The organism is Anaerotignum sp. (genome assembly GCF_017483025.1).
GTDB lineage: Bacteria > Bacillota > Clostridia > Lachnospirales > Anaerotignaceae > Anaerotignum_A.
On record NZ_JAFUMA010000033.1, the window covers coordinates 1 to 24821 of the forward strand.

25 protein-coding genes, 1 tRNA gene and 1 riboswitch are annotated in these 24821 nt (G+C 47.7%); of the genes, 18 read left to right on the plus strand and 8 right to left on the minus strand.

Features of this window, described 5'->3' with window-relative positions; translation table 11 throughout:
* Positions 1-29 precede the first annotated feature (29 nt).
* The 5 genes from IJ369_RS02740 to IJ369_RS02760 all read left to right on the plus strand — a co-directional run bounded on the left by IJ369_RS02740 (position 30) and on the right by IJ369_RS02760 (position 4221).
* Positions 30-100, plus strand: a tRNA-Leu gene (locus IJ369_RS02740).
* Between the two features lie 111 nt (positions 101-211).
* Positions 212-574, plus strand: a complete 363-nt coding sequence (locus tag IJ369_RS02745) for a NusG domain II-containing protein (RefSeq protein WP_290715704.1) — start codon at positions 212-214, stop codon at positions 572-574.
* Positions 575-1060, plus strand: a complete 486-nt coding sequence (locus IJ369_RS02750; protein ID WP_290715706.1) for a Gx transporter family protein — start codon at positions 575-577, stop codon at positions 1058-1060.
* A gap of 195 nt (positions 1061-1255) precedes the next feature.
* Positions 1256-2758 carry an IMP dehydrogenase gene (locus IJ369_RS02755; protein ID WP_290715708.1) on the plus strand — a complete coding sequence of 501 codons (1503 nt, stop codon included), beginning with the start codon at positions 1256-1258 and terminating at the stop codon, positions 2756-2758.
* Positions 2759-2841: 83 nt separating this feature from the next.
* On the plus strand, positions 2842-4221 hold the full coding sequence (locus IJ369_RS02760; RefSeq protein ID WP_290715710.1) for an MATE family efflux transporter: 1380 nt from the start codon (positions 2842-2844) through the stop codon (positions 4219-4221).
* 47 nt (positions 4222-4268) lie between these two features.
* Here IJ369_RS02760 and IJ369_RS02765 read toward each other — a convergent pair whose 3' ends face one another.
* Entirely contained in the window at positions 4269-4505 is a 237-nt protein-coding gene (locus IJ369_RS02765; RefSeq protein ID WP_290715712.1) for a hypothetical protein, read from the minus strand.
* A gap of 383 nt (positions 4506-4888) precedes the next feature.
* Between IJ369_RS02765 and IJ369_RS02770 the strand changes: the two genes are divergently transcribed.
* From IJ369_RS02770 to IJ369_RS02780, 3 genes are all read left to right on the plus strand, one after another.
* Entirely contained in the window at positions 4889-7483 is a 2595-nt protein-coding gene (locus IJ369_RS02770) for a cation-translocating P-type ATPase (RefSeq protein ID WP_290715714.1), read from the plus strand.
* A 163-nt stretch (positions 7484-7646) separates the two neighbouring features.
* The gene (locus IJ369_RS02775) at positions 7647-8636 is read left to right on the plus strand and encodes a diaminopimelate dehydrogenase (protein WP_290715716.1); all 990 of its coding nucleotides are present in this window, start codon (positions 7647-7649) and stop codon (positions 8634-8636) included.
* 132 nt (positions 8637-8768) lie between these two features.
* On the plus strand, positions 8769-9938 hold the full coding sequence (locus tag IJ369_RS02780) for an MFS transporter (protein WP_290715718.1): 1170 nt from the start codon (positions 8769-8771) through the stop codon (positions 9936-9938).
* 84 nt (positions 9939-10022) lie between these two features.
* Here IJ369_RS02780 and rpsR read toward each other — a convergent pair whose 3' ends face one another.
* The 5 genes from rpsR to IJ369_RS02805 form a co-directional block, all read right to left on the minus strand.
* Positions 10023-10250, minus strand: coding sequence for a 30S ribosomal protein S18 (gene rpsR, locus IJ369_RS02785; protein WP_290715720.1), 228 nt, complete (start codon positions 10248-10250; stop codon positions 10023-10025).
* Between the two features lie 27 nt (positions 10251-10277).
* A complete protein-coding gene (locus tag IJ369_RS02790) occupies positions 10278-10718 on the minus strand; it encodes a single-stranded DNA-binding protein (protein WP_290715722.1) in 441 nt (146 codons plus the stop codon).
* Positions 10719-10750: 32 nt separating this feature from the next.
* Complete coding sequence (gene rpsF / locus IJ369_RS02795) at positions 10751-11038, minus strand: 30S ribosomal protein S6 (RefSeq protein WP_290715725.1); 288 nt, start codon at positions 11036-11038, stop codon at positions 10751-10753.
* Positions 11039-11316: 278 nt separating this feature from the next.
* Positions 11317-11754: a DUF6773 family protein gene (locus IJ369_RS02800; protein ID WP_290715727.1), complete on the minus strand. Its 438-nt coding sequence runs from the start codon at positions 11752-11754 to the stop codon at positions 11317-11319.
* Positions 11755-11774: 20 nt separating this feature from the next.
* The gene (locus tag IJ369_RS02805; RefSeq protein ID WP_334298186.1) at positions 11775-11963 is read right to left on the minus strand and encodes a helix-turn-helix transcriptional regulator; all 189 of its coding nucleotides are present in this window, start codon (positions 11961-11963) and stop codon (positions 11775-11777) included.
* Between the two features lie 293 nt (positions 11964-12256).
* Between IJ369_RS02805 and IJ369_RS02810 the strand changes: the two genes are divergently transcribed.
* The 10 genes from IJ369_RS02810 to IJ369_RS02855 all read left to right on the plus strand — a co-directional run bounded on the left by IJ369_RS02810 (position 12257) and on the right by IJ369_RS02855 (position 22500).
* Positions 12257-13252, plus strand: coding sequence for a TAXI family TRAP transporter solute-binding subunit (locus IJ369_RS02810; protein WP_290715732.1), 996 nt, complete (start codon positions 12257-12259; stop codon positions 13250-13252).
* A gap of 103 nt (positions 13253-13355) precedes the next feature.
* Entirely contained in the window at positions 13356-14399 is a 1044-nt protein-coding gene (locus IJ369_RS02815; RefSeq protein WP_290715735.1) for an MBL fold metallo-hydrolase, read from the plus strand.
* A gap of 36 nt (positions 14400-14435) precedes the next feature.
* Complete coding sequence (locus tag IJ369_RS02820; RefSeq protein WP_290715737.1) at positions 14436-16574, plus strand: Tex family protein; 2139 nt, start codon at positions 14436-14438, stop codon at positions 16572-16574.
* A gap of 142 nt (positions 16575-16716) precedes the next feature.
* Complete coding sequence (locus IJ369_RS02825; protein WP_290715739.1) at positions 16717-16929, plus strand: hypothetical protein; 213 nt, start codon at positions 16717-16719, stop codon at positions 16927-16929.
* Between the two features lie 218 nt (positions 16930-17147).
* Positions 17148-17264: riboswitch (FMN riboswitch) on the plus strand.
* 282 nt (positions 17265-17546) lie between these two features.
* Positions 17547-18101, plus strand: a complete 555-nt coding sequence (locus IJ369_RS02830; protein WP_290715742.1) for an ECF transporter S component — start codon at positions 17547-17549, stop codon at positions 18099-18101.
* Positions 18102-18269: 168 nt separating this feature from the next.
* Positions 18270-19349 (plus strand): D-alanine--D-alanine ligase family protein, encoded by a 1080-nt coding sequence (locus IJ369_RS02835; protein ID WP_290715745.1) that lies wholly within the window; start codon positions 18270-18272, stop codon positions 19347-19349.
* Between the two features lie 13 nt (positions 19350-19362).
* Entirely contained in the window at positions 19363-20166 is an 804-nt protein-coding gene (murI, locus tag IJ369_RS02840; protein ID WP_290715747.1) for a glutamate racemase, read from the plus strand.
* A 285-nt stretch (positions 20167-20451) separates the two neighbouring features.
* On the plus strand, positions 20452-20766 hold the full coding sequence (gene trxA / locus IJ369_RS02845; protein ID WP_330612905.1) for a thioredoxin: 315 nt from the start codon (positions 20452-20454) through the stop codon (positions 20764-20766).
* A gap of 249 nt (positions 20767-21015) precedes the next feature.
* Positions 21016-21138 carry a hypothetical protein gene (locus IJ369_RS02850; protein ID WP_290715752.1) on the plus strand — a complete coding sequence of 41 codons (123 nt, stop codon included), beginning with the start codon at positions 21016-21018 and terminating at the stop codon, positions 21136-21138.
* 294 nt (positions 21139-21432) lie between these two features.
* Positions 21433-22500: a branched-chain amino acid aminotransferase gene (locus tag IJ369_RS02855; protein ID WP_330612906.1), complete on the plus strand. Its 1068-nt coding sequence runs from the start codon at positions 21433-21435 to the stop codon at positions 22498-22500.
* Positions 22501-22563: 63 nt separating this feature from the next.
* Here IJ369_RS02855 and IJ369_RS02860 read toward each other — a convergent pair whose 3' ends face one another.
* Complete coding sequence (locus tag IJ369_RS02860) at positions 22564-23919, minus strand: MATE family efflux transporter (protein ID WP_290715754.1); 1356 nt, start codon at positions 23917-23919, stop codon at positions 22564-22566.
* A gap of 111 nt (positions 23920-24030) precedes the next feature.
* Positions 24031-24821 (minus strand): VWA domain-containing protein (locus tag IJ369_RS02865; RefSeq protein WP_290715756.1); only part of this gene is annotated, 791 nt, incomplete at its 5' end.

Below are 24821 nucleotides of genomic sequence, written 5' to 3' on the forward strand. Positions count from 1 at the left end.
ACTTGTTTTGTGCTTACTCATTTATCCGACCAGATAGCTAAGTTTGTAGAGCAGAGGACTTAAAATCATCGTGTCACTGGTTCGATTCCGGTTCTGGGCATTTTTTTTTGCAGTACACATTAAAATCCTACTACTCTGAAAAAGGAAGCATCTCGCTTCCTTTTTCCTGTATATACGGAGTTTTGTCAATATTTTGAAAGGCGGTGCGGGAATGAAAAAAACAGACTTATTGCTGGTCGTGCTGGCCCTTGTTGCGGCAGCGGGCATCTGGCTTTTCTATTCCGCAGGCGCAGATGCCGGGTTGACTGCTGTAGTAACTGTAGACGGTGAATGGAAGGCAGAACTGCCCTTGGACGAGGACAGCAGTGCCGCCATCGAAACAGAATGGGGCTATAATATCGTGACCGTGGAAAACGGCGAAGTTTTTGTTACCGAAGCCGATTGCCGCGACCAGATCTGCGTAGACCATAAAAAAGTATCGAAAACAGGGGAGACGATCGTCTGCCTGCCCCATAAATTAGTTGTTGAAGTAACAGGCGAAGGCGAAGCAGAAGCGGATACGGTGGTGGGTTAAATGGATCATAAGAAAATTCCATATTACGGTCTGTTTGCCGCACTGGCCATCCTGATGGGCTATGTGGAAATGCTCATCCCTATCCCTGTGCTCATTCCCGGCGTAAAGCTGGGTCTGGCAAACGTTATTATCATTATTATGATGTACTTCATGGATACGAAGAGCGCATTTTTCGTTTCCCTGATCCGTGTCATCCTGTCCGGCTTGCTGTTTGCGGGCTTTGCAGGGCTCTTGTATAGCCTTGCGGGGGCGCTGCTCAGCTTTGCGGTGATGGCACTGCTGAAAAAGACGGGCAAATTCAGTATCGTGGGCGTCTCCATTGCCGGCGGTATCTTTCATAACGTGGGTCAGATCATCGTGGCGGCCCTTGCGGTGGAAAATGTAAGAATGGCCTATTATCTGCCCTTCCTGCTGGTCAGCGGGGTAGTGACGGGGATCTTCATCGGCATCGTGGCCAAGACGGCATTGGGCTATCTAAAAAGATAAGTACGCTGTATACAAACGCACGAAAATGCCCGAAAAAACGGTAAAAAACTGACGAAATCAACAAAAAGACAAAAATTCCGAAAGTCCCCTTGAACAGGGGACTTTTTAGTGTTAAAATCATTTTCAACATTAAATGTAAATCAGAATGGCGTACTATATATCAAAATCAAAAAAGACAATAGGAGGAGAATCAAAATGGCAACTTTTTTCACAGAACCATCCAGAACCTTCAGCGAATTTCTGCTGGTACCCGGCTATTCTTCCAAAGAATGCATGGTAGATAATGTAAGTCTGAAAACACCCGTTGTAAAGTTCAAAAAAGGCGAAAAACCTGCACTGGAAATGAATATCCCTCTGGTATCCGCTGTTATGCAGGCGGTATCCGATGACAAAATGGCGGTGGCTCTGGCGAAAGAAGGCGGCATTGCTTTCATTTTTGGTTCTCAGTCCATCGAAAGCCAGGCTGCAATGGTAGCAAGAGCAAAATCCTACAAAGCCGGCTTCGTTGTATCCGATTCCAATATCAGCCCTGAAAGCACACTGAATGATATCCTGGCTCTGAAAGCAAGAACAGGCCACTCCACAGTAGCTGTTACAACAGACGGCACAGCCCAGGGCAAACTGGTGGGTCTGGTAACAAGCAGAGACTACCGCGTGAGCCGTATGGAAGGCACAGAACTGGTAAAAGATTTTATGACACCTATGTCTGATCTGATCTGGGCGCCCTCCGGCACAACTCTGAAAGAAGCAAACAACATCATCTGGGATAACAAGATCAACCAGCTGCCTATCGTAGACGCAGAAGGCAGACTGGAATATATGGTATTCCGTAAAGACTATGACAGCCATAAAGAAAACAAGGACGAGCTGCTGGATGCTCACAAACGTTACGTTGTAGGCGCCGGTATCAACACAAGAGACTACAAGGAAAGAGTTCCCGCTCTGGTAGAAGCTGGCGTTGATATCATGACCATCGACTCCTCCGAAGGCTACAGCGAATGGCAGAAAGATACACTGGAATGGATCAGAGCAACATACGGCGATTCTGTAAAAGTTGGCGCCGGCAACGTTGTAGACGCAGAAGGCTTCCGTTTCCTGGCAGAATGTGGCGCAGACTTCGTTAAAGTAGGTATCGGCGGCGGCTCCATCTGTATCACACGTGAACAGAAGGGTATCGGCCGTGGTCAGGCTTCCGCAGTTATCGAAGTTGCTCAGGCAAGAGATGAATACTTTAAGGAAACAGGCATCTACGTACCCATCTGCTCCGACGGCGGTATCGTATATGACTATCATATGACACTGGCTCTGGCTATGGGCGCAGATTTCATCATGCTGGGCAGATACTTCGCTCGTTTCGATGAATCCCCTACAAACAAAGTAAACATCAACGGTTCCTACATGAAGGAATACTGGGGCGAAGGCTCTGCAAGAGCAAGAAACTGGCAGAGATACGACATGGGCGGCGATGCAAAACTGTCCTTCGAAGAAGGCGTTGATTCCTATGTTCCCTACGCAGGCAGCCTGCGTGACAACGTTGGCCTGTCCCTGAAGAAAGTAAAATCCACAATGTGCAACTGTGGTGTACTTTCCATCCCCGAACTGCAGGAAAAAGCAAAGATCACTGTGATTTCCACAACATCCCTGGTAGAAGGCGGTGCCCACGACGTACTGCTGAAAGACAGCGCACAGATCAAATAAGTATCATTTTTGAATATCCAACAGCCTTCCCGAAAGGGGAAGGCTGTTTTCATGGTTTTTTTACATAAGGAGGAATTCGGAAAATGGAACAGAATAAAATGGGCGTCATGCCCGTCAATAAGCTCCTGCTTTCCATGTCTTTGCCTATGATGGCATCCATGCTGGTGCAGGCGCTGTATAACATCATTGACAGTATGTTCGTAGCGCAGCTGAGCGAAAATGCACTGACTGCGGTTTCTCTGGCCTTTCCTGCCCAGAACCTGATGATCGCTGTTGGGACAGGTACTGGTGTAGGTGTCAATGCGCTGGTTTCCCGTTCTCTGGGGGAAAAGAATAAGGAACGTGCCAATCTGATCGCCAATAATGGTCTGGTGCTGTATGTCATCAGTGGTATCATATTTGCGATCTTTGGTATGCTGGGCAGTGAGATCTTCTTCCGCGCCCAGACAAGCGACCCTGAGATCATACGGCTGGGTACAGATTACCTACGTGTCTGCTGTCTGCTTTCCACAGCGGTTTTCCTGCAGTTTGGTTTTGAACGTATCCTGCAGGCCACAGGCAGAACCTTCTATACCATGTTGACACAGGGGCTTGGCGCTATTGTAAATATCATCATGGACCCTATCCTGATCTTCGGTCTGTTTGGTGCGCCTGCGCTGGGCGTAAAGGGCGCAGCCATTGCTACAGTATTTGGGCAGGTGTGCGCTGCTACTCTGGCATGCTGGTTCAATAAAAAGAAAAATGACGATATCGTGATCAATCCCAAGAAATATCACCTGCAGGCGCATGCAGTAAAAAGCATTTATGCCATTGGCGTGCCTTCCATCTGCATGGCATCCATCGGCTCTATCATGACCTTCGGCATGAATAAGATCCTGATCGCCTTCACATCTACAGCGGCGGCGGTATTCGGTGTCTATTTCAAACTGCAGAGCTTCATCTTTATGCCCGTATTCGGCATGAACAACGGCATGGTCCCCATCATCGGCTTCAACTACGGCGCAAGAAAACCCGATCGTCTGATGAAGACCATGCATCTGGCAACGAAATATGCCATGGCCATGATGGCGGTAGGCACGATCATTTTCTGGGCGTTTACACCTCAGCTTCTGGGCATCTTCAATGCTTCTGAACAGATGCTTGCCATCGGTATCCCTGCCCTGCGTATCATCAGTGTGCATTTCCTGCTGGCTGGCTTCAATATCATCCGTATTTCCACCTTCCAGGCGTTGGGTCACGGCGTTGTCAGCCTGACTGTTTCTGTTTTGCGTCAGCTGTTCGTGCTGCTGCCCTCTGCATTCATCTTCTCCAGGATCTGGGGTCTGAATGCGACATGGCTCTCTTTCCCTCTGGCGGAAGGCGTAGCGCTGATCATTATGATCTTCTTCTGGCATAAGATTTTCAAAAAAGAAATCAAACCTATCTTTGATGAAATTGCCGTAAAGGAAACGGCAGAAGCATAAAAAAATAAGCCCTGTATCCATTGGATACGGGGCCTTTTTCATACTTGTTAAAATTCTTCGGGAGAGATCTGCAGGGCGAAATCCAGCCATTCTGCCACCATGGTGAAGAGCTTGTCCTCGTCTTCCAGGGCTTCCAGGGTCTCTTCGTCATTTTCAAAGGTCAGCATATGTCTGCCGTATTCATCGTAGAAATCTGCCTGCCAGTCTTCTTTCACATTGCGATATTTTTTCAGGTACCAAACGATTTCTTCTGTGTTAGAATATCTGTATTTATCGTGTCTCATATCATAGACCTCCTTCGGGGGAATTTTTTCTTCTTATTTTTTCTATCATACCAGAAAAGCAACAGGAAAAAAAGAGACAAACAAGAAATTTCCGGCATAGTATGTTTTAATAACAAAAGAACCATACTAAACCATAAAGAAATTTTTACTTGCTTTCTCGGTTTTGGTATGATAGAATTTTTTAACGATAAAAGGGAGTAGCTTACGGGAAACCGTTGCCAGCGTTCGTCATCACGGCCTTAGGAGACTAAGCCCGGGCGCTGTCCGAATAGAGACCATTCGGTCGTCTGAGAAGCAAGACTTTTATTGCACAGAAAACGTTATGTTTGATGGGTGCAATGAAGGTCTTTTTATTTTTGCACCGAGTGGAAAGGAGAATGAACATGGATAAACTTTGGATGAAAAACAAAGATGAATTGTTCGCAGGCTATGAAACCAGCGAACATGGCCTGAGCGGCAGCGAAGCCCAGGCAAGACTGGAAAAATACGGCGAAAATAAATTAAAGGAAGGCAAGCAGAAGGGCGTGCTGCAGGTATTTGCGGAACAGTTCGCAGACCTCTTGGTAGTCATTCTGATCATTGCAGCCATCATTTCCGCCCTGACAGGTGGCCTGGAAGGCACCATCGTAATCATCGCGGTTCTGATCATGAATGCGATTCTGGGTACCGTGCAGCATTTCAAGGCACAGAAATCTCTGGATAGCCTGAAAGCCATGTCCGCACCCCATGCCCGCGTCATCCGTAATGGCGATAAGATGGAAATTTCCTCTATCGACATCGTGCCCGGCGATATTCTGCTCTTGGAAGCAGGGGACGTTGCGGCGGCAGATGGTCGTATTCTGGAAAACTATTCCCTGCAGGTAAACGAATCTGCCCTGACAGGCGAATCTGAAAACGTAAATAAGATCGACGAGCCCATTGAAAAAGACGAACTGCCTTTGGGCGACAGATTGAATATGGTCTACAGCGGCTCTCTGGTTTCCTATGGTCGTGCCGTTGTTCTGGTGACCGGTACAGGGATGGATACAGAAATGGGTAAGATCGCCCACCTGATGGAATCCGCCCAGGAAAAAACAACACCCCTGCAGCGCAGCCTGGATGATTTCTCCAAGAAGCTGTCCATCATCATCCTGGCTATCTGCGCGGTAGTATTCGCTCTGGGCGTTTGGAGAAATATGGGCATTGGCGATGCCCTGATGTTTGCTGTGGCTCTGGCAGTGGCAGCCATCCCCGAGGCCCTTTCTTCCATCGTGACCATCGGCCTTGCCATTGGTACACAGAAAATGGCGAAGGAAAATGCCATTATCAAAAAGCTCCGTGCCGTTGAATCTCTGGGTTCTGTTTCCGTGATCTGTTCCGATAAAACCGGTACACTGACCCAGAATAAAATGACTGTACAGAAGGCCTTCACCATCGGCCGTATCTGGGATGCAGAAGGCGCCGATGCCGATGAATCCCCTCTGAAAGAACTGATCGAAAACAGCGTGCTTTGTAACGACGGTGCCATCAATGGCGATATGCAGGTGGGCGACCCCACAGAAACAGCCCTGTTGGCATTCTGCAGAAAAGCAGGCAGCAATGAAAACGAAGTGCGCTTCGGCTATCCCCGTCTGAAAGAAATTCCTTTTGATTCCGATAGAAAACTGATGTCTACCCTCCATCAGATCGATGGGGAATATAAACTGTTGACAAAGGGTGCGCCTGATGTGCTGCTGGCACGCTGCGTATCTGCGAAAACGCCCGAAGGCATCCAGCCTATGACGGCGAAGCTTTCCGAAGAAATTCATAAGCAGAACGCTGCATTCTCTTCCCAGGGGCTGCGTGTGTTGGCTTTTGCTGAGAAAATTATGCCTGAGGATAGAATCCTTACTTTGGAAGATGAGAGTGACTTGACGTTTGTTGGTTTGATCGCCATGATGGACCCTCCCCGTCTGGAATCCGCGGCGGCTGTCGCAGATTGTCGCCGCGCCGGCATTCGTCCTGTCATGATCACCGGTGACCATAAGGTAACGGCTTCCGCTATTGCAAAACAGATCGGCATCCTGCAGGAAGGCGACCGTGCCATCGAAGGCTCCGAACTGGAACATATGACAGATGACCAGCTGAAGGAAGAAGTAAAGAGCATCTCCGTTTATGCCCGTGTATCTCCTGAGCATAAAATCAGAATCGTCCGCGCATGGCAGGAAAACGGCTGCATCGCAGCCATGACAGGCGACGGCGTTAACGATGCTCCTGCCCTGAAACAGGCAGATATCGGTATCGCTATGGGTATTACTGGCACAGAAGTATCCAAGGATGCCGCAGCGATGATTTTGACAGACGATAACTTCGCTACTATCGTAAAAGCCGTTGCTAACGGCAGAAATGTTTATACCAATATCAAAAACTCCATCCAGTTCCTGCTGAGCGGCAACCTGGCAGGTATCCTGGTAGTCGTATTCACATCCCTGATGGGTCTGCCTCTGCCTTTCACGGCAGTACAGCTTCTGTTCATCAACCTGCTGACAGACAGCTTGCCTGCGCTGGCAGTGAATATGGAACAGCCTACAGGCGACCTCTTGAACATGAAACCCAGAGACCCCAAGGAAGGCATCCTGACAAAGGATTTCCTGAAGAATCTGGCAGTACAGGGCGCTCTGATCGCTATTGTTACCATGTTGGGCTTCTATACTGGTATGGAAGTCAGCGACGAAATGGCCTGCACTATGGCTTTTGCTACTCTGTGTCTGGCTCGTCTGTTCCATGGCTTCAACTGCCGCGGTACACGTTCCATCTTCCGTCTGCCCGCCAATATCTATAGCTGGGGCGCATTCGCAGTGGGTACTCTGTTCCTGATGGCGGTGCTGTTCATCACAGGTCTGCATGGTCTTTTCGATATCAGCGATGCCCTGACAACAGGCCACATCCTGAAGATCGTAGGCTTTGCATTTATCCCCACTTTCCTGATCCAGCTGAGCAGAGTGGTAAGAGGCAAATAACTGAAAATGCATTTAACCTTTTTATGGAAAGGCGTCCAAATGGACGCCTTTTCTTTTGAAACGATTCGACAAAATCACATTTTTTTGGCTGAAAATATTTCCATCTCTTGCTCCTTGTGGTATACTTATCCCAAAATTTATTCTAAAGAAAAGGAATGATAAAATGATGGCAGATAAAATCAGAATTGGTATTTTGGGTTATGGCAACCTGGGCAAAGGCGTAGAGCTGGCAGTAAGACAGAACCCCGATATGGAGCTGGCTGCATTCTTTACAAGAAGAGCCCCTGAAAGCCTGAAAACACAGAGCCCCAATGTGCCTGTATATAATGTAAAAGACATCGTAAGCAAAAAAGACGATATCGACGTAATGATTCTCTGCGGCGGCAGCGCAACAGACCTGCCCGTACAGAGCCCTGAATATGCAAAATATTTCAATATCGTAGACAGCTTTGATACTCATGCAAAGATCCCTGAACATTTCGCAAACGTTGACGCCAGCGCAAAAGAAGGCGGTAAGGTTGCGTTTATTTCCGTTGGCTGGGACCCCGGTATGTTCAGCCTGCAGAGACTGCTGGGCAATTGCATCCTGCCTGAAGGCAAAGATTATACTTTCTGGGGCAGAGGTGTCAGCCAGGGCCATTCTGATGCCATCAGAAGAATCGAAGGCGTAAAAGACGGTAAACAGTATACAGTTCCCGTGGAAGCCGCTCTGGAAAGAGTAAGAGCAGGCGAAAACCCCGAACTGACAACAAGAGAAAAACACACAAGAGAATGTTACGTGGTGGCAGAAGAGGGCGCAGATCTGGCTCGTATTGAAAATGAAATCAAAACAATGCCCAACTACTTCGCTGATTACGATACAACAGTAACTTTCATCACACAGGAAGAACTGAACCGTGACCACGCAGGTATTCCTCACGGCGGCTTCGTTATCAGAACAGGCAAAACAGGCGCAGATACAAAACAGATGATCGAATACAAACTGACACTGGGCTCTAACCCCGAGTTCACATCTTCTGTTATTGTTGCTTATGCAAGAGCGGCTTATAAAATGGCGCAGGAAGGCATCACAGGCGCGAAAACAGTATTCGATGTAGCACCTGCATATCTGTCTCCCAAAACACCCGAAGAATTGAGAAAAGAACTGCTGTAATTTTTAAAAAGTCTTTGCATTTTTCGATTTCTATGTGCTATAATTGGAAAGTCGAGTAACGAAAAGTGTAAGTCCAGACAATGTCTGGGCTTGCACTTTTTTTATATGCAAAAAAAGAAAGTGAGGTACTTTATGTTAGGAAAAGAAGAAAGAAGACGAAATCTGACCATCACTATCCTTTCTCTGTCCCTGTTGACAGTTATGGCTGGCGCGGCGGTTGCCCCTGCGCTGGATTACATCAAGACATACTTCAGCGGCGTGGATCAGACCTTAGTGCAGATGATCATCAGTATTCCATCTCTGTTTATGGCGCTGACCAATTTTATCTTCCCTAAGCTGTGTAAGATTTTCAAGGCGAGAACGCTGCTTCTGGGCGGGCTGGCGCTGTATGTGGTGGGTGGCTGTGCAGCAGGTCTGTTCAGCAATATCTATATCGTGCTGGTGTTCCGTGCTATCGTTGGTATCGGTGCAGGCATTATCATGCCTATGTCCACAGGTCTGCTTTCCTTCTATTATACAAGAGACAAGCAGGACAGACTGATGGGCTATTCCTCTGCCATGAACCAGATGGGCGGCGTGTTTGCCACACTGGTTTCCGGTTTTCTGGCATCCTTCAGCTGGAGAGCCAGCTTCCTGGTATATCTGATGGGTGTGCCCTGTGCAGTGCTGGTTATGATGCATCTGCCCAATGAAAAGATCGCAGGCAACGAAAAGAAAAAAGAAGCAGAGGGCGTATTTGGAAAATATTATATGTTCCTTGTGGCGATTTTCCTGTCCATGTTCACCTTCTTCGTATATCCTTCCGTATTTGCCATCCAGACAGTACAGGAAGGCATTATCAACCCTAAGTTTATCCCTATCATCATGGCTTGCATGGATCTGGTGGCATTCTTGGGCGGTCTGTCCTTCGTACACCTGAAAAAGGCGTTGGGCATAAAAGTGAAATTTGCGGCACCTCTGTTCTTTTTCATCGGCTATACGTCTCTGTTCCTGCTGGGCGGCTGGGTCGGTGCCATTATTGGTTCTGTTTTCATCGGCTTTGCAAACGGTGTGGAAATTCCCTTTGTTATCTCCACCGCATCTCAGAGAGCGGGCAGAGCGGCAGGCACAACAGTCGTTCCTATGATCTCCTTCTCCATGTATATGGCGCAGTTTGTAACGCCTATGATTTTGAATGGTGTCAGCAGGTTTGTTCCCGTACCCTACGCAGTGGCGGCGATCTCTGCGGCACTGCTGATCGTCTGGTCTGTGACGATCAAGGCGGATATCCCTGCGAAACATGTTGTTATCCAGGAAAAATAAAAAGAGAGCGGAATTTGATTCCGCTCTTATTTTTTTTGCATGAAAAAAGGACGGAATCGAAATTCCGTCCTAACAAGTATCGAATTAGTCCTGTGTGTAGGGCATCAGGGATACGTGTCTTGCTCTCTTGATTGCTGTTGTCAGCGCTCTCTGGTGTTTTGCACAGTTGCCTGTGATTCTTCTGGGAAGGATTTTGCCTCTTTCGGAAACATATCTTCTCAGTTTGCTGATATCTTTGTAATCAACTGTTGTTACTTTATCTGCACAGCACTGGCAAACGCGTTTTTTTCTGCGACCACGTTTTTTAATCATGATTCTAAGTCCTCCTTGTTAGATTTGTTAGAAGGGGAGATCATCATCTTCGATGCTTTCATCGATAGGATAGAAACCATCGGAAGGGGCTGTCTGCTTGGGAGCAGGTGCGGCAGCGGGTGCTGCGTCACGGTGGCTTTCGAAGGAAGCCTTGCTTTCCGCAAAGTACTGTTCTTCGATAACTACGTCTGTGCTCCAGCGTTTTTTGCCCTCGTTATCATCCCAGCTGCGAACCTGCAGTCGGCCGATAACGCTGACCATCTGACCTTTTTTGAAGTATTTTTCCGCAAATTCACCTGCTTTACCGAATGCAACGCATCCGATGAAGTCGGCGTCCTGCTCGCCTTGGCGTTTGAAACGGCGGTTTACCGCCAAAGTGTATCTGGCAACGGCCAGGGGTTCATTGCCCTGAGAGTATCTCACTTCAGGATCTCTCACCAGTCGTCCCATTAAGATCACTTTGTTCATAGAGTTACCTCCTTAACTAAGCTTTGTTAAAATCAAGCTTCTTTACGGATGATCAGGTAACGCAGAACGTTTTCCATAATACGCATACGAGCTTCGATTTCTGCGGGTGCAGCAGCGGGTGCTTCGAATGTTGTGAAGCTGTAGAAACCTTCGTTTACTTTCGCGATTTCGTAAGCGAGTTTTCTTTTGCCCCAGTCATCAACTTTTTCGATTTTTGCACCGAATCTTTCCAGTGTAGCCTGTACTTTTGCTACTTCTGCTGCTCTGCCTTCTTCGTCCAGTGCGGGACTTAAAACCAGCGCCAATTCGTATTTGTTCATGTGGGTTACACCTCCTTTTGGACATATGGCTCTTCCTCCGAGGGAAGAACAAGGATTAAATTCTTCTGGTGTCAACTGCATACTGCAGGACACTAGAAGAGATTATCATAAAAAACCTTGATGTGCAAGGATTTTTTGCAAAAAGCGGAGAAAAAATTTAAGTGTTTTTCATTTGGGTGCGATTGCTTGCAAACGGCGGACAAATGAAAAATATTTCGAGATTCACGGAGCAAATGCATGAATCAGCCGCAGGCTGATGAATGTTTTTTCGAAGTACGTCAGTCTTCCTCGTATTCCGCCTCCAGTTTTCTGGCTCTTTTTTTCTCGATATGGGCGAAGCCATAGCGTGCCAGTGCAAAGGTCACCGCAAAGGAAACGATGGAAGACAGTGCTTCTGCCTTGTCAATGCTTCCTTCCAGCCGCCACATGGAGATCAGCATTACCACAACGGCAGCGAAAATGGCAGAAATGGTAGAAGCTTTGGATTTTTTTCTGAAGTCACCCAGAATCACCTTCATCTGTCTGGCGCGGATGTTCTGATAGATAGGTGCGCCGATCATGATGATAAATTCAGTGATACAGTCCTCCAGCCCCATACCGAATCCCATAACTTTTACCAAAAAGGAAATCACAATAAAATAATACATCAGCATCATCATTTCAGAGCCGATCTTCCGCCTTGCCTGCAATACTCTTTCGTCCACAAAATTTGTCATAGAGATTCCTCCTTGTTCCATTATTTTTCATCTTCTTCCCAGAATAATTCATCTAGGGTCTTACTCAGGGCTTTGCAGATGGCGATGCAGAGGTTTAGGGTAGGGTTATATTTCCCCGCCTCGATCATACCGATGGTCTGTCTGGTCACCCCTACTGCCTGTGCCAGTTCTTCCTGAGAGAGGTCTTTGGCAGCGCGGGCTGCCTTCATTTTCAAATTCTTCAAGTCATCACTTCCCCAAGTGTATATTTTTCCAGATCTGTCAGAGAGGGCCCGGATTTCCTCTCTGTATCTTATTTATACAACATATTTTGCTGAATGTCAAATATATATTGCATTTTAATAAAAATATTTTGCTATGAAGTGTGGGCTGCGGAGACGGTTCTGCGGAAACTGCAGGAAAGATAGAATTATAGATAATCCATTGAAAGAGGATGCAAAATTTTGTATAATAAAAAAACAATGGTATTTTATGTCCAAAAGGAATAAAAGGAGAAACAGCAATGAAAAAAAGAATTTTAGCGTTACTGCAGGCAGCCATCCTTCTGGTATCTTTTTCTGCCTGTGGTACTTCTGATGCGGAAAATAAAGAAGATGTGGCAGTAGATTCTCCCAGGGTAGTGGCCATGGGTACCGGGGATACAACAGGCACCTATTATGCCTTTGGCAATCTGCTTTCCGGCTATATGCAGGATGCCTCCGGTCTGGTGATCGATGTGGTTTCCACAGATGGCTCTGCTTCAAATGTGCAGAATGTGAATGACGGCATCAATTATCTGGGCATGGCGCAGGCAGATATCATGGCTTATGCATGGGATGGCAGCAATACCTTCCAGGGAAAAGGCCAGCTTCAGTCCTTCCGTGCCATCGGCGGCCTGTATGAGGAAGCCGTGCAGATTGTAACTTTGGATGAGAACATCAAAACCATGGATGACCTGAAAGGGCGTATCGTTTCCGTTGGCGCAGTGGATTCCGGCGTGTATTTCAATGCCCTGAATATTCTGGATGCCTATGGCCTGACAGAAGAAGATGTCAATGCAGCGTATCTTTCCTTCGGTGATTCTGTAACTGCCATGAAGGCTGGCACAGTGGATGCGGCGTTCATGGTTTCCGGCGCGCCCACCAATGCGGTTGCGGAGCTGGCGGCAGAAGGGGATGTTTATCTGGTAAATATCGACGGGGAAGAAGCAGACGAGCTGATCTCCCGCTGCCCTTACTATAATAAGCATGTGATCCTCAGCGGCACCTATGATGGTCTGGATCAGGATACCAATACACTTTCCATCCAGGCGACCATGATCGTTTCCGCGGACGCCAGCGAAGAAGATGTATATAACCTGACAGCAGGCATCTATGAAAATACGGAAGGTATTTCTGCGATTCTGTCCAGGGGCATCGATATGAGCGTGGAAAATGCCACAACAGGTGTTACCATTCCTTTCCACTCCGGTGCGGCGAAATATTTTGCGGAAAAAGGTTTTACCGTTCCTACAGAATAATGAAAATACAGCAGAGGTATCCGAGGTTTTTCGGATGCCTTTTTCTTTTGCAGCAGATATGCTAAAATAAAAGCCAGCACGAACAGAAAGCGAGGAAATAAGGATGCTCAAAAAGATTTATGAAAATCCCGATATTTTTCAAATAGATGTGCCTCTGCCCGATAACCCCCTGAAAAACCTGAATTGCTACGTCATTCAGGACGGCGGGGAAACTTTGATTCTGGATACAGGCTTCAATCGTCCTGAATGTAAGGAAGCCCTCTTGGCAGGGCTGGAAGAACTGGATGCCGACTGGGAAAAGACGGATATGTTCCTGACCCATCTCCATTCCGACCATACGGGCCTTGCCCCTACGGTTATGGGGGATAAGCCCGGCAAAATTTATATCAGCCAGAAAGACCATGCTGTCCTCTGGGAACACATGAAAGGCGAACGCTGGAAAGAAACGGATGACCTTTTCTTAAAGGAAGGCTTTACAGCGGAACAGCTGGCGGAACTGCGCATTTCCAACCCCGCCCGTGGTCTGGAACCCACCAGATATTTCGAAGCGGAGCATATCCAAGACGGAGATATCATCAAGGTGGGCAAATGGGAATTTGAATGTGTCTATGTTCCCGGTCATACCCCCGGGCAAATGTGTCTCTATTGCCCTGAAAAGAAAATCATGTTTACTGCAGACCACATCCTCTTCGATATCACGCCGAATATCACCCATTGGAAGGATGCCGCCGATTCTTTGGGGGATTATCTGGATAGTTTGGTAAAAATCCGTGGCTATGAGATGGAAACGGCATTTCCTGCCCATCGGAAGAATGATATGGATGTGTATGTCCGTATCAGCCAGATCATAGAACATCACTTGGTGCGACTGTGCGAAACGGTGGATGCCCTGGATTCTGCACCCGATTCCCATGCAACGGATATCGCCGCGCACCTGAAATGGTCCATGCGGGGCAAGACATGGGCGGAATTTCCCCTGTCCCAGAGATGGTTCGCCGTTGGGGAGACCATGGCCCATCTGGATTATCTCATCGTCCGCGGCATGGCGGCGAGGAACGACAGCGGCGAGCAGAGGGCATACCGTCTGATCCTTTCTGCGGAGGAATGTAAAAATAAACTGGAAGAAATCTGGAATGATTATAGATAAGACCTTGGGGACTCGCCCCCAGAAGGGAGACTAATTATGGATATATTAAAGAAACTACAACAAGAATTTGAAATAAAAGCCAGTCAGGTGGAAAATACGGTAAAGCTGCTGGACGAGGGCAACACTGTTCCTTTTATCGCCCGTTACCGTAAGGAAATGACCGGTTCTCTGGATGACCAGATCATCCGCCAGCTTTCCGAACGCCTGACCGCCCTGAGAAATCTGGAAGAAAAGCGGGAACAGGTGAAAAACGCTATTGCGGAACAGGGCAACCTGACGGAGGAACTGGCAAAAAAACTGGATGCCGCTGAAACTCAGACGGAAATCGACGATATCTACCGTCCTTTCCGCCCCAAACGCCGCACCCGCGCGTCCATTGCGAAAGAGAAGGGCTTACAAACCTTGGCGGATATGATTTTTGGACAGAAATTGATCGGCACTTTGGAAGATTACGCTGCCGCTTTCATCGACAGTGAAAAAGGCGTAGAATCCGTGGAAGAGGCCATTCAAGGGGCAAAGGATATCCTTGCGGAACAGATTTCTGACGATGCAGACCTGCGCAAGGCTTTGCGTGAGGATACGGTAAAATTCGGCGCGATGCTTTCCAAGAAAGCCAAGGAAGAGCCTTCCGTTTACGAAATGTATTACGATTATCAGGAACCTCTGAAAAAAGCAGCGGGACACCGCATTCTGGCAGTGAACCGCGGGGAAAAAGAGGGCTTCCTTTCTGTGAAAATCGAAGGGGAAGAAGAAAAACTGCTGCAGAAGATGGAACGCAAAATTATCCGCAAAAACAGCGACACGGCAGAGATTTTGCAGGAAGTGATCGCGGACAGCTACAAGAGGTTGATCGCTCCTTCCCTGGAAAGAGAAATTCGCAATGACCTGACGGAAAAAGCGGAGGAATCCGCCATCGGCGTGTTCCGCGAAAACTTGAAGCAATTATTGCTGCAGCCACCCATCAGCGGCAAGGTAGTTCTTGCCCTGGACCCTGCTTATCGTACAGGCTGTAAGATTGCTGTTATCGATGCCACAGGCAAACCACTGGAAACTGCGGTGGTTTACCCTACACCACCTCAGAATAAGACCGCCGAAGCGGAAAAGAAACTGCTGGCGCTCATTGAAAAATACGGCGTTGACCTCATTTCCATCGGCAATGGCACAGCCTCCCGTGAATCTGAACTTTTTGTGGCGGAAATGCTGAAGAAAACAAAAAGAAAAGTGCAGTATATCATTGCCAATGAAGCAGGGGCATCTGTCTATTCTGCATCCAAGCTGGGGGCGGAAGAATTCCCTGAATACGACGTTTCCCTGCGCAGTGCGGTATCCATCGGCAGAAGAATTCAGGACCCTCTGGCGGAACTGGTAAAGATCGACCCCAAATCCATCGGCGTTGGGCAGTATCAGCATGACATGAACCAGAAACGACTGGGCGAAGCTCTCGGCGGCGTGGTGGAGGACTGTGTAAACAGCGTTGGTGTGGATCTGAACACAGCCAGCCCTGCGCTGCTGTCTTATGTAGCCGGTATCAATGGTACTGTGGCGAAGAATATCCTGAAATACAGGGAAGAAAACGGCAAATTCTCTGCCAGAAAAGAACTGCTGAAAGTGCCCAAACTGGGCCCCAAGGCTTACGAACAGTGCGCCGGTTTCCTGCGCCTGCCCGAAAGTAGCATGGCCCTGGACAGAACCGGCGTCCATCCCGAAAGCTACAAGGCGGCGGAAGGCCTTTTGAAGCTTTGCGGCTATACACTGGAAGACGTGGCGGCGAAAAAAGTAAGCGGTTTGGCGAAGAAGATCAAATCTCCCGAAAAAACAGCGGCGGAACTGGGGATTGGTATGCCTACGCTGGAGGATATCATCCGCGAACTGGAAAAGCCCGGCCGTGACCCCCGCGACGAAGCCCCTGCGCCCGTCCTGCGCAGTGATGTTCTTTCCATGGAAGACCTGAAAGAGGGCATGGTGCTGACGGGAACGGTCAGAAATGTCATCGACTTCGGCGTTTTCGTAGATATCGGCGTTCATCAGGATGGTCTGGTGCATATTTCCCAAATCTGCGACAGATTCATCAAACATCCTCTGGAAGCGGTGAAGCTGGGGGATGTGGTGCAGGTGAAGGTGCTTTCCGTAGACCTGCAGAAGAAACGTATTTCCCTGACTATGCGAAATATTTAAACCTTTCTTACAAAAAGACTCCTTCGTTGTGTGCGGAGGGGTCTTTGATATTTTATAGATCGGAATAAATAAAAGTTGCAAATATTGCAAAAACATCCTTTTTTCGCTATAATGAAGCTATCTATAAATGAGGAGTGATACGATGTTCGATTTTCAGACAACAGCATTTTTACTGGATGCCACAGAACAGACCCTGGAAACAGCTCTGGAAGGCGGCGCAGCTCTGACACTGATCCCCGTTGCAGCCGGCACCATTGTCGGCATCTGTGTGGTTGGTCTTTTTGCCAAGCAGGTGATGAAAAAAGGAGACTATGATAGAAGACACGACCCCAATAAATTCAAGCGTTTGAAATAAATGAGCACATTTCCCAGTGATATTCTGTGAAAATGGAGTTGACAAGTTATTAACAAATGATATAATGGTGATGTGAATATAAATTTGCCATGCGTACCACAAAAACGCAAGCGTTTTTTCGGTCACGGCTGTCGCCGTATATCTGAAGCATATATGTCATCCGGTGAGTAAACTCTCCGCTGGCATCTATCCTTTTCATCTGCATGGCTCATAACTACATGAATCTTCAGGGCAGGGTGAAATTCCCGATCGGCGGTAAAGTCCGCGAGCGTTTCGGCGCAGGAACCGGTGCAACTCCGGTACCGACAGTATAGTCTGGATGGAAGAAGAAAAGTAAAGTTTGATGCGCTTTGCGTGGGTGATATTTTTGCGTGGAGTGTATCGTCCTTTATTTTGCTTGTTTAGCCTGAAGAATTTCAGGCTTTTTTTGTTGGAAAGCGGAGAAAACCATACAGAAAATATGACGGCAGCCGAATTGCTTGCAAAAGCGGCGGACGGAATATTTTTTGGATGACTTGCGGAGCAAGGACATGAGTAAGGCAAAGCCTTACGAATTGGGTTTTCGCGGCAGCAGGAAAGTCTTGAAATGTCTAAACAAAAAATGGAGGTAATTTATTATGGCAAGTGAAAACAAAAAAATTTCAACAAGACAGCTGGTATCTATGGCGATGCTGGGGGCAATTTCTATCGTGCTGGTTTCCGCGATCCATTTTCCTTTGATCCCTGCGGCGGCTTTCCTGGAATATGACCCTGCGGATATCCCTATCCTCATCTGCGCCTTCGCCTATGGCCCTGGGGCAGGCTTCCTGCTGACTGTCGTTGTTTCCTTTATTCAGGGCTTTACGGTCAGTGCCCAGAGTGGCATCATCGGCGTCATCATGCATATTTTCGCCACAGGCTTTTGCGTGCTGGTTGCCGGCAGCATTTACAAACGCAATAAAACAAAGAAAACAGCAGTCATTGCGCTGATCTGCGGTGCTATCGTGCAGACGCTGGCGATGATCGTAATGAATATGATCTTCACGCCCCTCTTCATGGGCGCACCCCTGGAAGTGGTAATGTCCATGATGATCCCCGCCATCATTCCTTTCAACGCACTGAAAGCAGGTATCAACTGCGCGATCACATTCTTCCTTTATAAATCCATTTCTCACCTGATCAAAGGTCACTGAGTTGAAAAATCAAGGCTCCGCTTGGAGCCTTTTTTCTTGCAAAAGCTGTGTTAAATATTGAAATTTATGCCATTTCCGCAATTTTTTGTTGTCATCGGGGGGCGAAGTGCATATAATAGAAAAGAATTGGTGAAAAATCGGTTGTTCCGATTGAGAGGAAGGATGCCTATGTACAGCAAGAAAACCGTTGCGGTGATTTTCGGGGGACAGTCCTCTGAACATGAAGTTTCCAGAGTTTCTGCCATGCTGATGCTGAACTCTTTAAATAAAGAAAAATATCAGGTACTTCCTGTGGGCATTACGAAAAAAGGCGAATGGCTGGTTTATAATGGCCCTGTAGAGCATGTAAAGACTGGCGAATGGGAAAAATATGGCACGCCTGTGTCCCTTTCTCCCGATGCCACGAAAAAATGCTTCCTGAAGATCGTAAACGGCTCCGTGAAGGAAATACCTGTGGATGTAGTCATTCCTGTGCTTCATGGCGCATGGGGGGAAGACGGCACCATCCAGGGCCTTCTGGAAATGGCCCAGATCCCCTATGTGGGCTGTGGTGTATTGGCCTCTGCCGTTTCCATGGATAAGGTATTCACCAAAATGATTGCCAAATCTGCCCGTATCCCCCAGGCGAAATATCTCTGGGTGCATAAATACGATCTGGAAAAGAAGCGGGAAAAGATCATGGATCAGGTGGAAAAGAAACTGGGCTATCCCTGTTTCGTAAAGCCTTCCAATGCAGGCTCTTCCGTGGGCATTTCCAAGGCGAAAAACAGAGAACAGCTTTCCGCGGCGCTGGATTTTGCGGCGGGCTATGACAGAAAAGTCATCGTGGAAGAGGCCATCGTTGCCAGAGAATTCGAATGTGCCGTTCTGGGCAATGAAGAACCTATCGTCAGCGGCGTGGGGGAAGTCCTTGCGGCGGCTGAATTCTATGACTACGACGCAAAATATAACAACAGCGACTCCCGTACGGTGATCCCTGCGGAGGTGGAGCAGGAAAAAGTGGAAGAAATGCGCCGCATTGCTAAAAAGATCTTCCGCGCTGTAGATGGCAGCGGTCTGGCTCGCGTGGATTTCTTCGTAGATAAAAAAACAGGAAAAGTGCTCTTTAATGAGCTGAATACTATGCCGGGCTTCACGCCTATCAGCATGTACCCCATGCTGTGGAAGCACGCAGGCATGACAGAAACAGAACTGATGGACCGTTTCATCCAACTGGCGCTGACCAGAGATTCGGGCATCAGAGGGTAAGGAGAAAGTAACAATGGATACAAGACCTATCGGTGTATTTGATTCCGGGGTGGGCGGTCTGACTGTGGTAAAGCAGATCATGAAGGTTATGCCCCATGAAAATATCGTATATTTCGGCGACACGGCCCGCGTGCCTTATGGTACAAAGTCCAAGGAAGCTGTAACAAAATATTCCAAACAGAACGTAAGATTCCTGCTGAGCAAGGATGTCAAGGCCATCATCGTGGCCTGCAATACAGCATCTTCCAACAGTCTGGATGAGCTGCGCGCTACCTTTGATGTGCCTATCTTTGGCGTAGTTGTGCCCGGGGTGGAGGAAGCTCTGCGCTCTACAAAAAATAAGAAGATCGGCGTTATCGGTACCCCTGGTACGGTGCGTTCCGGTGCCTATGAACGCATGATCTGCGAGCAGGACAGTGAAATGCAGGTGTTCACAAAGGCCTGCCCTCTCTTCGTTCCTCTGGCGGAAGAAGGCTGGACAGATAACGAAGTTTCCCGTCAGGCGGCGAAAAATTACCTGACAGACCTGGTGGCAACAGGCATCGATTCTCTGGTGCTGGGCTGTACCCACTATCCTCTGCTGAAACGCTGCATTGGCACTACCGTGGGCGATGCCATCAAGCTGGTAGACCCTGCTAAGGCAACAGCGAAAAGAGTGATGAATTTCTTAGGGGAAAAAAGCCTGTTGAATGAAAACGAAGGGGAAGGCCAAAAGCAGTTCTACCTTTCCGACAGCACAGATACCTTCAAATTCGTATGCCAGAAGGCATTGAAACACGGCTATCAGCCTGACATCATCGACATTGAAAAATACTGATAAAACAAAAAGGACGACAGGTTTCTGTCGTCCTTTTCTTAAGGGGAAGAAGTAGAAAGAATGTTATAGAAGCCCCGAAGGACTTCTTGGGGGAGTAACATCCTCAGTCATCAGTATTAACACTTTTGGAAGAAATATTCAGCCTTCTGAAAAAATATTATTAATAATAATTATTATTTAGTAAAAATTATTGAAATAATTCCCATTTCATGCTATAATCAAATCAAACATAAGAAATTAGCAAAAGGTTAAGATAGAGAGTAAGAATATAAGGAGGAAATGAAAATGAAACAAGTGAAGTCCAATGAATTCCAGATGGAAGTTTTAGAAAGCAAAGTGCCTGTTCTGGTGGATTTTTCCGCTACATGGTGCGGCCCTTGTCAGATGATGGGCCCTGTGCTGGATCAGATGTCCGCGGAGTATGAAGGCAAGGCGAAGATCGTAAAAGTGGATATCGATGAATCCATGGATCTGGCCCAGAAATACCAGATCATGAGCGTTCCCAATATGATTTTCTTCAAGGACGGCGTTCCCAAAGATGCTGTGGTTGGCGCGGTTCCTGCAGCTTATCTGAAGGAAAAACTGGAGAAACTTTTGTAAGACAACGGGAAATCCCCTAATACTGCGGTGTTAGGGAATTTTTTTATTTCGCGTGCTTGGTTATTTGTATGCGAAACAATGTGGTGGACATTTGTCTTTTTGGTATTTTTGTCGATACATCCGGAAAAATGTACAAAAACAGAGATAAAATGGCGAAAATACTTGCTGTTTTTCACGTTGACGGGCCAAAAATAACGTGTTATCTTTTTTTTATCAACTCAAATGGTTTTTGAAAAGAGGTTATGCATTATGATGAACTTAGATTTCACAACTGCATACGGTTCCGTGGTCCTGCTAATCAGCGGTATTGTTCTGGTCATTCGCATTCTGGGTGAAAAGAAGAATATCGCCAATTGTCATGTGCAGAATTAAGGAACTTCTCTAAGAGAAACCTGCGTGATATGTTTGTGTTTACAGACCCATGGCATTTGGCCCTGGGTCTTTTTTGTTATCATCCTTGATGCAAAGAACATTGCATATAAATTACAAAAGAGAAACACAAAAAAATACAAAAGATAAGCCAAATGGAAATGTACAAAAGATAAGCCAAAGGAGAGATGTTGCAGAAATATTGCAGCATTGCCGGCGGCTGGTCAACAAACAAACGGAAAACAAATACATATAGATACATAAGAAAATCTATGATGAACAAAGGAGAGATCTATTATGATGCAAGTAAACGTAACAAGAACAACAAACCCTAAAGTAAAACCCGATCCTGCAACAGTACCCTTTGGTGTAGCTTTTACAGACCATATGTTTATTATGGAATATGAAGAAGGCCAGGGCTGGCAGAATGCCCGCATCGTTCCCTTTGATAATATCGCGCTGAACCCCGGCGCACTGGTATTCCACTATGGCGCAGAAGTATTTGAAGGCCTGAAAGCATACCGCAAACCCGATGGCAGCGTGCAGATGTTCCGTCCCGAAGAAAACTTCAAACGTATGAACAACTCCGCAGAAAGACTGTGCCTGCCCCAGTTCGATGTGGCTGATGCGGTTGAATATCTGAAAAAATATGTAGAAGTAGAAAAAGACTGGGTACCCGATCAGTACGGTACATCCCTGTATCTGCGTCCCTTCATGTTTGGTACAAACGCTGACCTGGCTCTGCATGGCATCACAAAAGCAACATTCATGGTGATCTCCTGTGTAGTAGGCAGCTACTATAAGAGCGGTCTGGCTCCCGTTGATATGCTGATCGAAATGGAAGACGTTCGTGCAGTACGCGGCGGCACAGGCTATGCAAAATGCGGCGGTAACTATGCAGCAGCTACAAGAGCTGGCGAAAAAGCAGCAGCAAAAGGCTATTCCCAGGTAGTATGGGTAGACGGCGTGGAAAGAAAATATGTTGAAGAAGGCGGCGGCATGAACCTGATGTTCGTTTGGGACGGCAAGCTGGTAACACCCGAACTGAACGGCTCCATCCTGCCCGGCGTTACAAGAAAATCCATCCTGGAACTGGCTAAGAGCTGGGGCATGGAAACAGTAGAACGCAAGATCACAGTAGAAGAACTGATGGAAGGCTGCAAGAACGGCAGCGTACAGGAAGCATTCTGCTGCGGTACAGCTGCAGTAGTTACACCCATCGGCGGCTTCGTTCTGAATGATGAAAAGGTTGTTGTAAACAATAATGAAATCGGCGCAGCAACACAGAAGATCTATGACGAACTGACAGGCGTTCAGTGGGGTCTGAAAGAAGACAAATTCGGCTGGACAGTAAAAGTAGACTAAGACTTTTTATAAGTCCGTCAAATATACCTCCATACATAAAAAAGAGCCCTTAGGGGCTCTTTTTTATGTGAAAATATCCTGTTTCGTTCGTTTTCGGTATACCAGAAAGAAAGCGATCATCTGGATCAGGAAAGTCACTGTCCAGGAAATGCCGTAGGAATAATACAGGCTTTGGGGCGTATGGAATCTGGGGATCTGAAAGATAGTGCAGATCCAGCCGATACGGATGCCGCATACCCCCAGAACGGAGATGACCATGGGGGCAACAGAAGCACCCATACCCCGAAGGGAACCGGTGGAAACATCCATCAGACCGCAGATGAAATAAGGGATACACAGGCAGGTCAGACGGATCATGCCCCATTGCAGGGCTTCCGGAGAATCGGGAATATAGATGGACAGCAGGGTAGGCCCCATCAGATAAGCAAAGGCGGAAATGCTTGCGCCGACCACAAATACACTGGCCAGGCTGAGGCACAGGATGCGGGAGACTCGCTTATATTGCTTTGCCCCTGCGTTTTGGCTGATGAAGTTCAGAGCAGTCTGGTGGAAGGCGTTTACGGTAATGTAGATGAAGCCTTCGATATTGGCTGACGCAGCGTTACCGGACATCAGCACATCCCCAAAGGAGTTGATGGAGGACTGGATGATCACGTTGGAAATGGAAAACAACGCGCTCTGAATGCCTGCGGGCAGACCCACGCGGATGATTTTCAGAAGCTGGGGCTTGTAAAAACGCATCTTGGACAGGATCAGACGGCAGGCATCGTTTCGTTTCATCAGAGCGATCACCACCAGAACAGCAGCTACTGCCTGGGAAATGGTAGTCGCCAGAGCAACGCCGGCTACGTTCATATCCAGCTGTGTGACGAAGATGACGTTCAGCACTACATTGATGACCCCAGCCATGGCCAGCAGGATCAGAGGGGATTTGGTATCCCCTGTGGCACGCAGGATAGAGGCACTGAAGTTATATACCATGGTAAAGGGCATGCCTAAAAAATAGATCTTCATATACAGGGCGGAAAGAGGGAGAACTGTTTCCGGTGTATCCATCATCTGCAGAAAAGTCTCGCTGAATGTGACTCCGATGAACCCAACGACGAGACCGCTGACAAGGGCAGTGGGCAGGGCTGTGTGCACCGTGTGGCTGACTGCTTCCGGGCTGCCGGCGCCGATCGAGTGGGCAACGGCAACGGTAGTACCCACGGAAAGGCCGATGAACAGATTGACCAGCAGATTGGTCAAAGAGCTGCAGTTGCCTACGGCTGCCACGGAAAGCTCCCCACAGTATCTGCCAACGATGACCAGGTCGGCTGCGTTGAACAAAAGCTGCAGCACGCCTGTCAGGATGATGGGAATGGTATAGGATATCATATTGCCGAGAAGGGGACCTTCCAGCATATTTCTGCTTCGCATAAAATGACACCTCCTGTCAAGGTTTACAATAATGGTATAGCAAAGTAAAATCTGATTGTCAAGGAAACGGGAGATAAAAAAGGACCTCATGGAGGTCCTTTTTCATCTGTATTATCGATTTACCATCAGTTTTTTCAAAGCCTTATTCAGGTCGTCCAATGTCAGGCGATACATATCGAATTCTTTATCCAGAATATCGTAGGTCTTTGCCCACCAGCCACCCCAATAGGGTCTTTCGGAGGGGTTCAGCCACACGATATGGGGATATTTTTCCTTGAAACGGCGCAGCCATTCGATGCCGGGGGTCCTGTCCCTTGCGCCATAGGAATAATAGCTGCCTTCCATCAGTTCATAAGGATCCATCTGGGCATCCCCCACGATAATGACCTTGTATTCGCTGCTGATATTCTGCAAAATCCAGTCTGTAGGGATGGCAGAAGCGGGGCGCATACGGGGGTCTTTGAAGATTTTGGAAAAGATGCAGTTGTGGAAATAGAATACCTGCAGATCCTTGAAATGGTTGGAATTGCGCACTGCCTGGAAGAGGGCAGAACACATGCGGCTGTAATATTCCATGTAACCACCACTGTCCATCAGAAGCAGGACTTTTACGGTATTTCTTCTGGGTTTATCGTAAACCACCTTCAGGCTGCCGGCATTGTCGCAGGTTTCACGAATGGTGCCGTCGATATCGAATTCCGTTCTGGCTTCGTCTGCCCGGGCAGAAAACTGGCGCAGTCTGCGGAAGGCCATCTGGAACTGGCGGGTATCCAGTACGTTATCCTCACGGAAATCACGGAATTTACGGTCGCCCGCCACCTGGAAGGCGCTGCGTTTCTTGCTTTCGCCGCCCACGCGGATGCCCTTGCTGATATCGCCGCTGTTGCCGAAGGGGGAAGCGC

What these genes read in the sequence shown, in the direction of transcription:
- IJ369_RS02745 (WP_290715704.1), top strand. Translation starts at nt 212, where the DNA reads ATGAAAAAAACAGACTTATTGCTGGTCGTGCTGGCCCTTGTTGCGGCA.
- IJ369_RS02750 (WP_290715706.1), top strand. Translation starts at nt 575, where the DNA reads ATGGATCATAAGAAAATTCCATATTACGGTCTGTTTGCCGCACTGGCC.
- IJ369_RS02755 (WP_290715708.1), top strand. Translation starts at nt 1,256, where the DNA reads ATGGCAACTTTTTTCACAGAACCATCCAGAACCTTCAGCGAATTTCTG.
- IJ369_RS02760 (WP_290715710.1), top strand. Translation starts at nt 2,842, where the DNA reads ATGGAACAGAATAAAATGGGCGTCATGCCCGTCAATAAGCTCCTGCTT.
- IJ369_RS02765 (WP_290715712.1), bottom strand. Translation starts at nt 4,505, where the DNA reads ATGAGACACGATAAATACAGATATTCTAACACAGAAGAAATCGTTTGG.
- IJ369_RS02770 (WP_290715714.1), top strand. Translation starts at nt 4,889, where the DNA reads ATGGATAAACTTTGGATGAAAAACAAAGATGAATTGTTCGCAGGCTAT.
- IJ369_RS02775 (WP_290715716.1), top strand. Translation starts at nt 7,647, where the DNA reads ATGATGGCAGATAAAATCAGAATTGGTATTTTGGGTTATGGCAACCTG.
- IJ369_RS02780 (WP_290715718.1), top strand. Translation starts at nt 8,769, where the DNA reads ATGTTAGGAAAAGAAGAAAGAAGACGAAATCTGACCATCACTATCCTT.
- rpsR (WP_290715720.1), bottom strand. Translation starts at nt 10,250, where the DNA reads ATGATTAAAAAACGTGGTCGCAGAAAAAAACGCGTTTGCCAGTGCTGT.
- IJ369_RS02790 (WP_290715722.1), bottom strand. Translation starts at nt 10,718, where the DNA reads ATGAACAAAGTGATCTTAATGGGACGACTGGTGAGAGATCCTGAAGTG.
- rpsF (WP_290715725.1), bottom strand. Translation starts at nt 11,038, where the DNA reads ATGAACAAATACGAATTGGCGCTGGTTTTAAGTCCCGCACTGGACGAA.
- IJ369_RS02800 (WP_290715727.1), bottom strand. Translation starts at nt 11,754, where the DNA reads ATGACAAATTTTGTGGACGAAAGAGTATTGCAGGCAAGGCGGAAGATC.
- IJ369_RS02805 (WP_334298186.1), bottom strand. Translation starts at nt 11,963, where the DNA reads ATGAAGGCAGCCCGCGCTGCCAAAGACCTCTCTCAGGAAGAACTGGCA.
- IJ369_RS02810 (WP_290715732.1), top strand. Translation starts at nt 12,257, where the DNA reads ATGAAAAAAAGAATTTTAGCGTTACTGCAGGCAGCCATCCTTCTGGTA.
- IJ369_RS02815 (WP_290715735.1), top strand. Translation starts at nt 13,356, where the DNA reads ATGCTCAAAAAGATTTATGAAAATCCCGATATTTTTCAAATAGATGTG.
- IJ369_RS02820 (WP_290715737.1), top strand. Translation starts at nt 14,436, where the DNA reads ATGGATATATTAAAGAAACTACAACAAGAATTTGAAATAAAAGCCAGT.
- IJ369_RS02825 (WP_290715739.1), top strand. Translation starts at nt 16,717, where the DNA reads ATGTTCGATTTTCAGACAACAGCATTTTTACTGGATGCCACAGAACAG.
- IJ369_RS02830 (WP_290715742.1), top strand. Translation starts at nt 17,547, where the DNA reads ATGGCAAGTGAAAACAAAAAAATTTCAACAAGACAGCTGGTATCTATG.
- IJ369_RS02835 (WP_290715745.1), top strand. Translation starts at nt 18,270, where the DNA reads ATGTACAGCAAGAAAACCGTTGCGGTGATTTTCGGGGGACAGTCCTCT.
- murI (WP_290715747.1), top strand. Translation starts at nt 19,363, where the DNA reads ATGGATACAAGACCTATCGGTGTATTTGATTCCGGGGTGGGCGGTCTG.
- trxA (WP_330612905.1), top strand. Translation starts at nt 20,452, where the DNA reads ATGAAACAAGTGAAGTCCAATGAATTCCAGATGGAAGTTTTAGAAAGC.
- IJ369_RS02850 (WP_290715752.1), top strand. Translation starts at nt 21,016, where the DNA reads ATGATGAACTTAGATTTCACAACTGCATACGGTTCCGTGGTCCTGCTA.
- IJ369_RS02855 (WP_330612906.1), top strand. Translation starts at nt 21,433, where the DNA reads ATGATGCAAGTAAACGTAACAAGAACAACAAACCCTAAAGTAAAACCC.
- IJ369_RS02860 (WP_290715754.1), bottom strand. Translation starts at nt 23,919, where the DNA reads ATGCGAAGCAGAAATATGCTGGAAGGTCCCCTTCTCGGCAATATGATA.